9 protein-coding genes are annotated in these 14,221 nt (G+C 63.3%); 6 read left to right on the forward strand and 3 right to left on the reverse strand.

Annotation, left to right across the window (positions count from 1 at the left end):
• Nucleotides 1-11 precede the first annotated feature (11 nt).
• Nucleotides 12-701: a UPF0149 family protein gene (locus tag ACN9MW_RS11225; protein WP_426170748.1), complete on the reverse strand. Its 690-nt coding sequence runs from the start codon at nucleotides 699-701 to the stop codon at nucleotides 12-14.
• A 66-nt stretch (nucleotides 702-767) separates the two neighbouring features.
• On the opposite strand from ACN9MW_RS11225, the gene ACN9MW_RS11230 reads away from it, so the two are divergent.
• A complete protein-coding gene (locus ACN9MW_RS11230; RefSeq protein WP_426170750.1) occupies nucleotides 768-1,745 on the forward strand; it encodes a serine/threonine protein kinase in 978 nt (325 codons plus the stop codon).
• Between the two features lie 188 nt (nucleotides 1,746-1,933).
• Nucleotides 1,934-4,222, forward strand: coding sequence for a hypothetical protein (locus ACN9MW_RS11235; RefSeq protein WP_426170752.1), 2,289 nt, complete (start codon nucleotides 1,934-1,936; stop codon nucleotides 4,220-4,222).
• 76 nt (nucleotides 4,223-4,298) lie between these two features.
• Here the strand turns inward: ACN9MW_RS11235 and ACN9MW_RS11240 are convergent, their stop codons facing one another.
• Both ACN9MW_RS11240 and ACN9MW_RS11245 read right to left on the reverse strand, forming a co-directional pair.
• A complete protein-coding gene (locus ACN9MW_RS11240) occupies nucleotides 4,299-4,661 on the reverse strand; it encodes a hypothetical protein (protein WP_426170753.1) in 363 nt (120 codons plus the stop codon).
• Nucleotides 4,661-5,692, reverse strand: a complete 1,032-nt coding sequence (locus tag ACN9MW_RS11245) for a DUF475 domain-containing protein (protein ID WP_426170754.1) — start codon at nucleotides 5,690-5,692, stop codon at nucleotides 4,661-4,663. The genes ACN9MW_RS11240 and ACN9MW_RS11245 overlap by 1 nt, the downstream gene beginning before the upstream one ends.
• Nucleotides 5,693-5,760: 68 nt before the next feature.
• Here ACN9MW_RS11245 and ACN9MW_RS11250 point away from each other — a divergent pair, with 68 nt between their 5' ends.
• The 4 genes from ACN9MW_RS11250 (at nucleotide 5,761) to ACN9MW_RS11265 (ending at nucleotide 14,136) form a co-directional block, all read left to right on the forward strand.
• Nucleotides 5,761-6,183, forward strand: coding sequence for a divergent PAP2 family protein (locus ACN9MW_RS11250; RefSeq protein ID WP_426170755.1), 423 nt, complete (start codon nucleotides 5,761-5,763; stop codon nucleotides 6,181-6,183).
• 225 nt (nucleotides 6,184-6,408) lie between these two features.
• A complete protein-coding gene (locus ACN9MW_RS11255; protein ID WP_426170757.1) occupies nucleotides 6,409-7,593 on the forward strand; it encodes an efflux RND transporter periplasmic adaptor subunit in 1,185 nt (394 codons plus the stop codon).
• 39 nt (nucleotides 7,594-7,632) lie between these two features.
• On the forward strand, nucleotides 7,633-10,845 hold the full coding sequence (locus ACN9MW_RS11260; protein WP_426170759.1) for an efflux RND transporter permease subunit: 3,213 nt from the start codon (nucleotides 7,633-7,635) through the stop codon (nucleotides 10,843-10,845).
• An 81-nt stretch (nucleotides 10,846-10,926) separates the two neighbouring features.
• Nucleotides 10,927-14,136 (forward strand): efflux RND transporter permease subunit, encoded by a 3,210-nt coding sequence (locus ACN9MW_RS11265; protein ID WP_426170760.1) that lies wholly within the window; start codon nucleotides 10,927-10,929, stop codon nucleotides 14,134-14,136.
• Nucleotides 14,137-14,221: the final 85 nt, after the last annotated feature.

Consider the following 14,221-nt stretch of genomic DNA (forward strand, 5'->3'; position numbering starts at 1 on the left):
GCTCTCCGTGCTTATTGCTCGGCGCCGTGGCACTTCTTGTACTTCTTGCCGCTGCCGCACGGGCAGTCGTCGTTGCGGCCGACTTTCGGCTCCTCGTGCTTGACGGTGGTCACGCCGGTCTTGCGGCGCGGCACCCACCATTTGTGGATGGCCGGCAGGTTGGCTTCGATGTCCAGCGCCAGTTGGTGGGCTTTCACCGGATCTTCCACTTCCGGCAGTTCTTCCGGCTTGATCTCGTCGGCGCCCAGCAGGTAGATCGGGCGCATCAGCGGAGCAGCTTCGGAATCCCAGATCTCGTCCCACGACCCCTCGCGCAGTTCCATGCCTTCCCAAAAGCCCCAGCACCAGGCCTCGGCGTTCAGCAGGACCTTGCCTTCATGTTCGTGCTCGACGAACAGCGGTTCGAATTCTTTCGGCGCCACTTCAAAGGTCACCAGCACTTCGTTCATGAAGCGGGTGATCAGGTTGTAGATGCGCTCTTCCTGCTTCGGGTTCTTGAACTTCGGACCGTGCTTGCGGTCCTCGCCCCAGATGCTCGGCAGCCATTCGGCCGGGGTAATCGGTTCCGGGCCGATGGCGATGGCGGTCAGGTAGCCATGCAGGTGGTCCATCGTCATGGAATCCTCCGGGCTCTGGTCGCCCAGCAGGAAGTTGTCGAGTTCGTCGAATTCTTTGTCGGTCAATGGCTGGTCGAGTTGCATGGCTTGGTGCTCTATATATTGGGTCGAAGGGCGACAGTATACGCCCTGGCCCTTACAATAGCGAGAATGACGCATCCATTCCTTGAACTGAGCCCCGACCGGGTACTCGACGCCCTGGCCAGCATCGGCCTGTATGGCGATGGCCGCCTGCTGGCGCTGAATTCCTATGAAAACCGTGTCTACCAGGTGGGCATGGAGGAGGGGCCGCCGGTGGTGGCCAAGTTTTACCGCCCAGGGCGCTGGACTGACGAGCAGATCCTCGAAGAGCACGCCTTCGTGCAGGAGCTGCAGGAGCGCGAGGTGCCGGCCGTGCCGGCGCTGGCGCGCGATGGCCGCACCCTGCATGAATTTGAGGGTTTCCGCTTTGCCGTCTTCCCGCGCCACGGCGGCCGTGCGCCGGAAATGGACGATCCCAAGGTGCTGGAGTGGACCGGCCGCTTCATCGGCCGCATTCACGCGGCAGGGGCGGCGCGGCCGTTCGCAACGCGCCCGACCCTGGACATTGCCTCCTTTGGCGAAGAGCCGCGCGACTGGCTGCTGGCCAACGATTTCCTGCCGCCGGAACTGGTGACGCCCTGGCGCTCGGTGGTCGACCAGGCACTGGACGGCGTGCGGCGCTGCTATGAGCGGGCAGGGCAGGCCGAGCTGATCCGCCTGCACGGGGATTGTCATGGTGGCAATGTTTTGTGGACCGATGCAGGGCCGCATTTCGTCGATTTCGACGATGCCCGCATGGGGCCGGCCGTGCAGGACCTGTGGATGATGCTGTCCGGCGAACGGAGCGACATGGTGCGCCAGATGGGCGATATCCTGGCCGGGTACGAGGACATGCGCGAATTCGACCCGCGCGAGCTGTACCTGGTGGAAGCCCTGCGCACGTTGCGCCTTATCCACTACTCGGCCTGGCTGGCGCGGCGTTGGGACGATCCTGCGTTCCCGGTGGCTTTTCCGTGGTTTAATACACAACGATACTGGCAAGATCGTATCCTCGAATTGCGCGAGCAAATCGCGCTAATGGACGAGCCTCCCCTCTGGCCAGTTTGAAAAACCGGTAACCCGGTGTCAGGCCCTGTGGGTCTGACACCTGCCACGCGGCTGGCGCAAGTCCGTGTCGCGGGTTTACCTGTTTTAAAACGAGAATTGCCGGGAAATCCCCGCTTTCCTCAAGAGCTTCGCCCCTGTTGGACTCATCGATAATGGCAACATCACCCCAAAAGCCAAGCGAGATCCTCATGCAAGCACAACTGCCGCCAAATACCGACGCCGTCGCCAGCGACCGTGCTGAGCATGAGAAAGCCGAGCTGAAGGCGATCACCGAAGCCATCGCCCGCGTCGAAGCCGAGGCGAAGGCCCAGTGCGCCGCAGAATCGCGCGCTGTGGCCGAGGCCCGCGCCCGCGCTCTGGCCGAAGACCGCGCCGCCCTCGAATCAGCCGCTGCTGCTGCTGCGGTGCAGAACGCCGAAGCTGCTGAAGAAGCCATCAAGATCAACAGGGAGCGCCTGGAAACCCTGCGCGCCGCCGCATCCGCCAGCGTGGCCCGCCTGGAAGCCGTCAAGCAGGAAACCGCCGAACTGCGCGCCCGCGTCGATGCCGACATCCAGGTGCGCCTGGCCGCCGAGCAGCGTGCCAAAGCCGAAGAAGAGAGCCGCCGCCGCGCCGCCGAGCAGGTGGCGGAAGAAGCCAAGCTGACCGAAATGGCCAGCAAGGCTGCCGAAGAACTGGCCGCGCAAGCCGAGCAAGCCCGCCTGCAAGCCGCCGAACGTGCCGCTGCCGTGCAAGCCGCCCGCGATGAAGTGGTAGGCGTGGCTTCTGCCGACGCCCGCATGACCACGATTGCACGCGAGCGCGAACGCCAGGCCCACGCCGCCCGCTTGACGGCCGAACAACTGGCCCAGGCCGAAGCCGAGGCCCTGGAAGCAACCCGCCAGCGCGAGCGTGCCGACCAGGTGGCCCTGGAGGCCGCTTTCAAGCGCGCCGCCGCCGAAGTGCGCGCGCTGGAAGAAGCCCGCGCCTTGGCACACCTGGAGCAGGAGCGTGAACAGATCGCCTTGGCCAAGGCCGAATCCGACCGCAGCGCCGCCCAGTCGCTGCACCTGCGCCTGCAAACCGAAAAGGAAATCCGCGACGCCGCCCTGCACCGCGAACGCGTCGAAGCCATGGCCGCCGACGCAGCCCAGGCTCGCCGTGATGCCGACCTGCAGATCATCGCCGCCACCGAGCGCCGCGTAGACACCGACCGCCAGCTGCACGCCATCGCCATGGCCCGCGTCGAGGCCGAGCAGCAAGCCGATTTCGAAACCCGAGCCCGCCTGGAGGCGGAGGCGGTAGCGCTGGAGCAGGCCAAGCTGCGCGAACAAGCCGAGCAGGCCGCTGCCGAGCAGGCCCGCATCGAAGCCGAGGAACACCAGCGGGCGGCCGCCATCGCAGCCGAACGCCAGCAACTGTCAGCGCGCTCCGTCGCCGTGGCAGCGGAGCAGGCTTCGGCCGAGAAGATCGAGCGCGATGCCGTCGCTGCGCAACTGGCCGCCGCAGAACAAGCCAATGCCCTGGCCCAGGAAAAAGCCGCCGCCGCTGTGCGCCTGGCCGATGCCGAGCGTGCCCGCGCCGAAGCAGAGCAGGCGGCGCTGGATGCCATCAATGCCCGCCTGGCGGAAGCTGAACGCGGCCGCGCGGAAGCCGAGCAGGCCGCGCAGGCAGCGATGAATGACCGTATCGCCGCTGAAGAAGTGGCCACCGCAGCGGCCAAGGCGCGGGTCGATGCCGAACGCGCCGGCGCTGCCGAAGCTCGGCGCAAGGCGGCTGCCGATGCCCGCTTGCAGGTGGCGGCTGAGCAGGAAGCCTCGGCCGTGCGTGCAATGGCTGAGCAGGTTGAATTTGATGCGGCCAACAAGGCTGCTGCTGCCGAGGCTGCCGCTGCCCAGGCGCGGCTGGCAGGTGAACTGGTCAAGGCGCAGGCTGAGCGTACCAAGGCCGAGCAGGCCCGCGTTGCGGCGGAGGAGTCGCTGCTCAAGTCGGAGCTGGAGTTCGTGGCCAAGGAGCGTGAGACCCTGGCGCTGATCGACCAGAAGCTGGTGCAGCAGCGTGCGGCCAATGCGGCCGAGGTGCGTGCGGCCAAGGCGATCGAAGTGCGCGTTGAGCTGGAGAAGAAGGCAGCCGCGGCCGCAAAGGCGCGTGCGGATGCCGAGGAACAGTTGGTGGAAGTGGCGCGCCAGCGTGAAGCGGCTGAGGTGGCGGCCAATGAGGCGGAATGGGCCAAGCTGGCGGAGCAGAAGACCCTGGTCGATACTGTTCATGCGCATGCCGAATTGCAGCGCCGGGTGACGGCGACAACTGCGGCGATGGTGGAGTCGAAGAAGAAGCTACTGGAGCAGGAGGCACGCCGCCAGCATGCGGCGCAGAATATGCTGAGTGCGATGGAAGATAAGGCGGCGCATCCGGCCGACGAGCATTCGGAGACCATGGCGCGCGATGTGATTGGGCGGCTGAAGGAAACTGCTGGCGCCGTGTGGCGCGGCCGTTAAACCGGTAAACCGGTGTCTGACCCACGGGGTCAGACACCGGGCCAGCGGCCGTCGCGTCATAAGTGCCTGTACCGGTTTAAGGCTGAACGTTCACCGACTCAACAAAATACTGCGTATCGCCGAAGCACGAAGTCGGCAACCCCTTATGCTGCGCATAATGCAGCACCACCCGCTTGCCCGCGGCCGCCGCGATCTGCGACGCGACAGCATCATCGCGCACGGTAAATTCGAACTTCTCCGGAATCGCCCCCGGCATCGAGGTCAGAAGAATCTCCCCCTCCCAGGTCTTGCAAATCCACCCGCGTTTGGAAAACTTCTGCAAATAACCGGCGCGCTCGCCCTCCGAATACGAATAGCTCAACGCCACCCACACATACGCTGCAAACAGCAGCGCCACGGCGGCCAGCAGGCCACCGACAATCACCAGCACACGACCCATTAAGACTCCTGAGGATGTAATTTCTTGTATTTGAGGGAAGACCACAGCGACACGGCAATGAACGCCACCCCGGACAGGCCGGTGAACCACTCCGGAATGTGATACTTCACGCTGGCGAACATGATCAGCGCCAGGATGCCGATTGCGTAATGCGCGCCGTGCTCGAGGTAAATGAACTCGTCCAGCGTGCCCTTGTGCACCAGGTACACCGTCAGCGAACGTACGTACATCGCGCCAATGGCCAGGCCCAGCATGATGATCACGACGTCGCTGGTAATGGCAAAGGCGCCGATCACGCCGTCGAAGGAGAACGAGGCATCCAGCACTTCCAGGTAGAGGAAGCCGCCGATCGAGCCGCCGGCCACCGCCTTGCCCACTTCGCCATGGCCTTCTTCTTCCAGCAGGCTGCTGATCCAGCCCACGCCCACGTAAATCGCGGTACCGATCACGCCCGAGTACAGCACGGTATAGCGCTTGGCTTCCGGCACCATCTGTACGCACAGCACCACGGCAACCAGGGTCAGCAGCACGGCCAGGCTTTCGGTGCCGTATTTGCCAACTTTTTCCTCGAACCAGTGGATCCAGTGCACGTCCTTTTCTTCGTCGAACAGGAAGTTCAGGAAAACCAGCAGCAGGAAGGCGCCACCAAAGGCTGCCACTTCCTCATGCACCCCCAGCAGGTGGCGCGAGTATTCTTCCGGCGTCTTGAGCGCCATGTCCCACACCGACAGCATGTCCAGCCCGGTCGCCGCCGCCACGATGGCCAGCGGGAAGATCAGCCGCATGCCGAACACGGCCACCAGGATACCGACGGTCAGGAACAGTTTCTGCCAGAACGCGTTCCAGTTCTTGAGGACCGAGGCATTGACCACGGCATTATCAAACGAGAGGGAGACTTCCATCACCCCCAGGACGCCGGTAATCCACAGCGCGGTAATCGCAGCGGACATGCCGCCATGGTTATAGCCCCACCAGCCGGCCAGCCCCATCAAGACGATGGTGACAATAATCGAAATCCTGAAATGCTTCATTTTTGCTTGCTATTAATAATTGTTAGTGCGCCGATTATAATGGGGGATTGCACCTTAGGACGCTATAAATGGATCTCGCTTACCTGCTGACGCCTGTCTTGACCTGGATTACTGTCGGTCCGATCAAATTCCTGATTAACAGTATCAAAGCCCGCAAATGGGCATTCAACCTGGTCGGGAATGGCGGCTTCCCATCCAACCACAGTGCCGTGGTCTCCAGCATGGCCACCCTGATCGCCCTGCGCGAGGGCATCGGGCATCCGGCCTTCGGCGTGGCAGTCGCGCTGTGTTTCATCGTGATCATTGACGCCAACAGCCTGCGCCAGCACGTCGGCCGCCAAGCGGCGGCGATCAACCGCCTGGCCAAGGATGCCACGGACCATAAATGGCTGCGCGAACGGATGGGCCATACCGTGATCGAGATCACCGGCGGCCTGGCCACCGGCATCGCCATGGGCCACATCATCTTCGCCCTGTTCCCGCGCGTCTGATCCCTTCAAATACCCCTGGATTGCTACACTAATGTAGCAATCCTTTCTTGCAGTTCAGCCACCGTTTTTGCGGTTCATCCGCGAATCCTGCAGTCCAGCCCTAAAAACCCGCAGTCTGGCCCGCGGTGAATTGACACTCTCCCTCTGTAAAAGGATACTTTTGCACGCTGCAGAAGTATGCATTCCATATTCAAAAATAAGCCGTCCACCAAACTGGAGATTCACATGTTGCGTAAAACCCTATTAGCTCTCGCCGTTGCATCCGCGCTGGTCGCCTGCGGCAAGTCCGACAAGGCGCCTGAAGCCGGCAAGGCCAGCGCCTCGGCGACTGCCGACGCGAAAGGCAAGGGCGATGACAAGAAGCTTGCAACGCTGCAGGTTGCATCTGAAGATCTGGTGACGGTGGAAAGCAATGCCCTGTCGTCCGGCCCGGTGATCACCGGTTCCATCCAGCCTGAACGCAAGGCCGACCTGCGCGCCGAAGTTGGCGCCGTCGTGATGCAGGTGCTGAAGGAGAACGGCGAAGCGGTCAAGAAGGGCGACCTGCTGGTGCGCCTGGACGATACTTCCCTGCGCGATGCGCTGAATTCGGCCCAGGAAGCCGTGCGCGCCTCGACCCAGTCGCTGGACCAGGCCGAGCGCGTCCTGCAGCGCCAGAAAACCCTGAAAGCCTCCGGCATGGTGTCCTCGCAGGTGCTGGAAGACGCCGAAGTGCGCCGCAATAACGCCCAGTCCGACCTGTCGGCTGCCAAGGCCCGCCTGGTGGCGGCCAACCAGCAGCTGACCCGCACCCTGGTGCGCGCTCCGTTCGACGGCATCGTCTCCGAGCGCAAGGTCTCGGCCGGCGATACCGCGCAGATCGGCAAGGAACTGGTGAAAGTGGTCGACCCGGCGTCGATGCGCTTTGAAGGCCGCGTTTCCGCCGACTCGGTGGGCGTGGTCAAGGCAGGGCAGGGCGTTGTGTTCGCCATCAACGGCTACCAGGGCCAGAACTTCCTGGGCAAGGTCAAGCGCGTTGACCCGGCCGCCAATCCGGTCACACGCCAGGTGGAAGTGCTGGTCGATTTCGCCGACAAGAACCTGCCGCGCGTCGCCGGCCTGTTCGCCGAAGGCCGCATCGAAGCGGAAACCACTTCGGCCCTGATGGTGCCGGAATCGGCCCTGGTCAAGCAAGGCGACACCACCTACGTCTGGAAGATCAAGGACAAGGCCTTGTCCAAAGCCACGCTGCAAATGGGCGCACGCGATGCGCGCAGCGGCAACTGGCAGGTGCAATCGGGCCTGGCCAAGGGCGATATCGTGATGCGTACCCCGGCCTCCGGCTTCCGCGATGGCCAGAAAGTGGACCTGCAGATGAACAAGGCGGTTGCATCCGCTTCGGTGCCGGCCGATGCCGTCAAGGGCAACTAAAGAAGTATAAAAAACCAGGGAAACCGGGGAAACTAAGTCATGTTCCTTTCCAATTTCAGTATCAAGCGCCCCGTCGCCATGATCGTTCTGATCGTGGCGATGATGGCCATGGGCCTGCTGGCCCTGTCCAAGCTGCGCGTCAACCAGAATCCCGACGTTGAGATTCCGCTGTTGATCGTCAACATTCCGTATCCTGGCGCTTCGCCGGAGACGGTCGAACGCGAGGTGGTCAACCGCCTCGAAAAATCGCTGCAGTCGATCGCCGGCGTGACCGACCTGTATTCGACCTCGCGCGAGGGCAGCGCCACCATCGAAATGCGCTTCACGTTCCAGAAGAACCTGATCGAAGCGTCCGACGAGGTGCGCAACGCCATCGCCTCGGTGCGCTACAAGCTGCCGACCGAGATGCGCGAGCCGATGATCCAGCGCATCGACACCTCGGCCGACCCGATCATGCAGATGTCGCTGTCGTCCAAGACCCAGTCGCACGCGGTGCTGTCGCGCCTGGCCGAAGACAAGCTGGCCGACCGCTACCGCGCGCTGGACGGCGTGGCCGTGGTCAACGTCAACGGCTCGCTGCGGCGCGAGTTGTCGGTGCTGCTGCGCGCCGACAAGCTGCGCGAGTTCAACGTCTCGGTGGCCGAAGTGGCCAATGCGGTGCGCATGCAGAACACCAACGCCCCGGTGGGCAAGGTGCGCGGCGACCTGGAAGAAAAGGCGATCCGCCTGGTCGGCCGTATCGAGCGTCCGGAAGAATTCAAGGACGTGGTGGTCAAGCGCAACGGCGACCAGCTGATCCGCCTGGGCCAGGTGGCGACCATCGAAGACGGCTTCGCCGAGATCAATAACGTCAGCCTGCGGTCCGGCAAGCCGAACGTCGGCCTGGCCGTGATCCGCGCGCGCGATGCCTCCACCGTGTCGGTGGCCAAGGCAGTGCGCAAGCTGACCGAAGAAATCAACAAGGAATTCAAGGAAGAAGGCAACGGCACTTCGCTGGAAGTGACCCGCGACGGCGGCGAAGACGCGCAGGATTCCCTGAACAACGTGATCGAAGCCCTGGTGTTCGGCGCCGTGCTGACCATCTTCGTGGTCTACGCCTTCCTGAACTCCTGGCGCTCCACCCTGATCACCGCGCTGTCGCTGCCAACCTCGGTGGTGGCGGCGTTCATCGCGGTCTGGCTGTGCGGCTTCACGCTGAACTTCATGACCCTGCTTGGCCTGTCGCTGGCAATCGGCGTGCTGATCGACGATGCCATCGTGGTGCGTGAAAACATCGTGCGCCATATGCAGAATGGTTCCGACCGCCGCAAGGCTGCGCTGGAAGGCACGGCCGAAATCGGCCTGGCCGTGGCAGCGACCACCTTCTCCATCATGGCAGTGTTCATCCCGGTGGCCTTCATGGGCGGCATGCCGGGCGAATGGTTCCGTCCATTCGCGCTGACCGTGACCTGCTCGGTGGCGGTGTCGCTGTTCATCTCCTTCACGCTGGACCCGATGCTGTCGGCCTATTGGGGCGACCCGCCGGACCATCACAGCGCGCCGAAGAAAGGCATCGGCAAGGTACTGGACAAGTTCAACCACTGGTTCGACCACCAGGCCGACCGTTACGGCAAGGTGATCGCCTGGGCGCTGCACCATCGCCGCTGGATGGCCGTGATTGCCGTGGCGACCTTCGTTGGCGCGCTGGCGCTGCAGGGCACTATCGGCGGCTCCAGTTTCCTGCCGAAAGTGGACTTCGGCACCATCGCCATCGACGTGCGTACGCCTTCCTCGTCCAGCCTGGACTACACCAAGACCAAGATGGACAAGGCCGCGCAGATCGCCCACACCATTAAAGAAGTGAAGGCGACCAGCACCTACGTCAACCTGTCGGGCGGCCGTATCTGGGTCGACATCGGCAAGCGCAAGGAACGCAAGCGCGATGCCACCGAGATCGGCATGGAACTGCGCCAGAAGCTGGCCGGCCTGGTGGGCGGCGAGTTCGTGGTGCTGGAAGACATCAACAACGGCGCCCGCAAGCCGGTGCAGATCGACTTCGTCGGTCCCGATTCGCGCAAGCTGATGGAGATCACCAACCAGTACATGGACAAGCTGCGCCAGGTCAAGGGCGCGGTCGATGTCGGCCTGTCCGAGCAGGATCCGAAGGACGAGCTGCAGATTGAACTGAACCGCGGCCTGGCCAACTCGATGGGCATTTCCGCCGGCGATGCGGCGCAGTCGCTGCGCGTGGCCTTCGCCGGCATCGAAGTTGGCGACTGGGTCGACCCCACAGGCGAAACCCGCGACGTGGCAGTGCGCCTGCATCCGGAAGACCGGGTCAGCCCTGACAATATCGAGCGCCTGCCGATCGCCGTCACCGGCACCAACCAGATGGTGCCGCTCGACCAGATCGCCAAGATCACCATGGGCAAGGGCCCGGCCACCATCCGCCACAAGAACGGCAAGCGCATGGTGTCGGTATCGGCCAACGTGGAAGGCCGCTCGAACGGCGAAGTGATCAAGGAAGCCCGCGAGCTGGCTGAAAAGATGGACTACCCGCCAGGCTTCGGCATGGACGTGGGCGGCTCCGGCAAGGACCAGGCGGAAGTGTTCGGCGCGATGGGCATTGCCCTGGTATCCGGCATCGGCCTGATGTACCTGGTGCTGGTGATGCAGTTCGGCTCCTTCACGGCGCCGGGGGCGGTGATGCTGTCCTTGCCGCTGTCGCTGATCGGCGTGGTGGTGGGCCTGCTGCTGACGGGCGGTACTCTCAACTTGATGAGCTTTATCGGCGTCATCATGCTGATGGGCTTGGTCGCCAAGAACGCCATCCTGCTGCTCGACGCGGCGCGCAAGCGTGAGGAAGAGGGCTATGGCCGCGAGGATGCACTGATGTATGCGGGCCGCATGCGCTTGCGCCCGATCCTGATGACGACCTTCGCGCTGATCGCGGGCATGATGCCTGTGGCAATCGGCATGGGCGACGGCGGTGAGTTCTATCGCCCGATGGCGGTGGCCATTATTGGCGGCACCATCACTTCGACCCTGCTGACCCTGCTGGTGGTGCCGACTTTCTACGACAGCATCGAGATTACCCGCGACCGCATGGTGGCCAAGTTCAAGTATCGCGAGCAGCGCTGGAATACGGCAGTGGCCTTTGTGCTGACCTTCGTGGAAGCGATCCTGGCGCTGACCTTTGTGCGCCTGGTGTTCCGACTGGTGATGAAACTGGTTGGCCTGGTGACCGGCCGCCGCCAGCCATCGGCAGCGTAAAGCGCCTGAAACGCGTCAAGCGCGTACCAAGAAGGGCCTTCGGGCCCTTTTTTTGAACCAATGAGTTAAGGAAAATGCAAGATGTTCCTCTCCAATTTTAGTGTCCGGCGCCCCGTCGCGACGATCGTCCTGATCATCGCCATGATGGCCATGGGCTTGCTGGCCCTGTCCAAGCTGCGCGTCAACCGCGAGCCGGACGTTGAACTGCCGATGTTGTTCATCAATATCCCCTATCCGGGCGCCTCGCCGGAAACCGTGGAACGGGAAGTGGTCAACCGCCTGGAAAAGTCGCTGCAGTCGATTTCCGGCGTGGACGACCTGTTCTCCAATTCGGGCGAGAGCATGGCGACCTTCCAGATCCGCTTCAGCTTCAACAAGAACCTGATTGAAGCCTCGGACGAAGTGCGCAATGCCATTGCCGCGGTGCGCTACAAGCTGCCGACGGAAATGCGGGAACCGATGATCCAGCGTGTCGATACCGCGGCCCAGCCCGTGATGCAGCTGGCGCTGTCGTCGAAAACGCTGTCGCATGCCGCCATTTCGCGCCTGGCGGAGGACAAGCTGGCCGACCGCTTCCGCGCTTTGGACGGCGTGTCGGTCGTGAACGTCAACGGCGCGCTGCGGCGTGAGCTGTCGGTGCTGCTGCGCGCCGAGAAGCTGCGCGAGTACAACGTTTCGGTGGCCGAGGTCACCAGCGCCTTGCAGATGCAGAACACCAATGCGCCGGTGGGCAAGGTGCGCGGAACCCTGGAAGAAAAGGCGATCCGCCTGGTAGGCCGCATCGAGCGCCCGGAAGAATTCAGGGACGTGGTGGTCAAGCGCAATGGCGAACAGCTGGTGCGCCTGGGCCAGGTGGCGCAGATCGAGGACGGCTTCGCCGAAATCAATAGCGTCAGCCTGCACAGCGGCAAGCCGAACGTGGCACTGCATGTGATTCGCGCCCGTGATGCATCCGCCGTGTCGGTGGGTAAGGAAGTGCGCAAGCTGACCGAGGAAATCAACAAGGAGTTGGCCGACAGCGGCACTGTGCTGGACATCACCGAAGACGGCGGCAAGGAAGCCCAGGAATCGCTGGACAACGTGATCGACGCGCTGGTGTTCGGCGCCGTGCTGACCATCTTCGTGGTGTACGCCTTCCTCAACTCCTGGCGCTCCACCCTGATTACCGCGCTCTCGCTGCCAACCTCGGTGGTGGCGGCCTTCATCGCGGTCTGGCTGTGCGGCTTTACGCTGAACTTCATGACCCTGCTTGGCTTGTCGCTGGCGATCGGCGTGCTGATTGACGACGCCATCGTGGTGCGTGAAAACATCGTGCGCCATATGCAGAATGGTTCCGACCGCCGCACGGCTGCGCTGGAAGGCACGGCCGAAATCGGCCTGGCCGTGGCCGCGACCACTTTCTCGATCATGGCGGTATTCATTCCGGTGGCCTTCATGCCCGGCCTGGCCGGCGAATGGTTCCGCCCATTCGCGCTGACCGTGACCTGCTCGGTGGCCGTGTCGCTGTTCATCTCCTTCACGCTGGACCCGATGCTGTCGGCCTTCTGGGGCGACCCGCCGGACCACCACAGCGCGCCGAAGCAGGGCCTCGGCAAGCTGCTGGACAAGTTCAACCACTGGTTCGACCGCCAGGCATCCCGCTACGGCAAGGTCATTGCCTGGGCGCTCGACCATCGCCGTTCGATGGGCGCGATTGCGCTGGCCAGCTTCGTTGCCGCGATTGCGCTGCAGGCGACAGTGGGCGGCACCAGTTTCATGCCGAAGCAAGACCACGGTGCCCTGAAAGTCGAAGTACGCACCCCTTCTTCGTCCAGCCTGGCCTACACGCGCGGCAAGATGGAGAAGGTGTCCGCTGTTGCCATGGGCATCAAGGAAGTGAAGTCGACCGAGGTGTACATCAACCAGGCCAGCGGCAATATCTGGATCGATATCGGCGAGCGCAGCGAACGCAAACGCGGCGCCGGCGAGATCGCCTCCGAACTGCGCCAGAAGCTGGCTGGCATGGTGGGCGGCGAGTACACCGTGATCGACGATTTTGGCGGCGGGGGCGGCGGCAAGGCCGTGCAGATCGACTTTGTCGGCCCGGACTCGCGCAAGCTGATGGAGATCACCAACGAGTTCATGGCCAAGCTGCGCCAGGTGCCGGGTGCGGTCGATGTCGGCCTGTCCGAACAGGATCCGAAGGACGAGCTGCAAATCGAACTCAATCGCGGCCTGGCCAACTCGATGGGCATTGCCGCCGGCGATGCCGCCACCTCCTTGCGCGTAGCATTTGCCGGAGTGGAAGTGGGCGACTGGGTTGACCCGACCGGCGAAGCGCGTGACGTGGCTGTGCGCCTGCATCCGGATGACCGCCTGAGCCTGGAACATATCGAGCGCCTGCCGATCAAGGTGGCTGGCACCAACCAGATGGTGCCGCTGGACCAGATCGCCAAGGTCTCGATGGGCAAGGGCCCGGCCGGCATCCGCCACAAGAATGGCATGCGCACGATCGCCGTCACCGCCAACGTGGAAGGGCGCGCGGCAGGCGAGGTGCTGGCCGACGCCAAGAAGATCGCCAAGGAAATGAATTATCCGCCGGGCTTTGGCCAGGGCGTGGGCGGCGCCAGCAAGAACCAGGGCGAAATCTTCTCCGCGATGGGCATCGGCCTGCTGTCCGGCATCGGCCTGATGTACCTGGTGCTGGTGATGCAGTTCGGCTCGTTCACGGCGCCGGGCGGTGTGATGCTGTCGCTGCCGCTGTCGCTGATTGGCGTGGTGGTAGGCTTGATCGTGACCGGCGGCACCCTTAACCTGATGAGCCTGATCGGCGTCATCATGCTGATGGGGCTGGTGGCCAAGAACGCCATCCTGCTGCTCGACGCGGCGCGCAAGCGCGAAGAGGAGGGCGCCAACCGCCACCAGGCCCTGATCGAAGCGGGCCAGATGCGCCTGCGCCCAATCCTGATGACCACCTTTGCCCTGATCGCCGGCATGATGCCGGTCGCGATCGGCATGGGCAACGGCGGCGAGTTCTACCGGCCGATGGCAGTGGCCATCATCGGCGGCACCGTCACCTCGACGCTGCTGACCCTGCTGGTCGTGCCGACCTTCTACGACAGTATCGAGATCGCCAAGGAGCGCATGGTCGCCAAGTTCCAGCGCCGTGATGAACGCTGGGGCGCCGCGCTGGCCTTCATCCTGACCCTGGTAGAAGCGATCCTGGCCCTGGTTTTCGTGCGCCTGGTCTTCCGCCTCGTTATGAAGCTGCTCTCGTTTGTAACCAGAAAGCAACGGAGTCAGCTCGCCTGATTCCCCTATGACAGAGGGCTTTCGGGCCCTCTTTTCTTAAACTATTTTCAATTAAAAAGCACCGTCGTACGGTTTTGGTGTAGAC

This window comes from Pseudoduganella sp. R-34 (assembly GCF_049904655.1).
Taxonomy (GTDB): Bacteria; Pseudomonadota; Gammaproteobacteria; order Burkholderiales; family Burkholderiaceae_D; genus Rugamonas.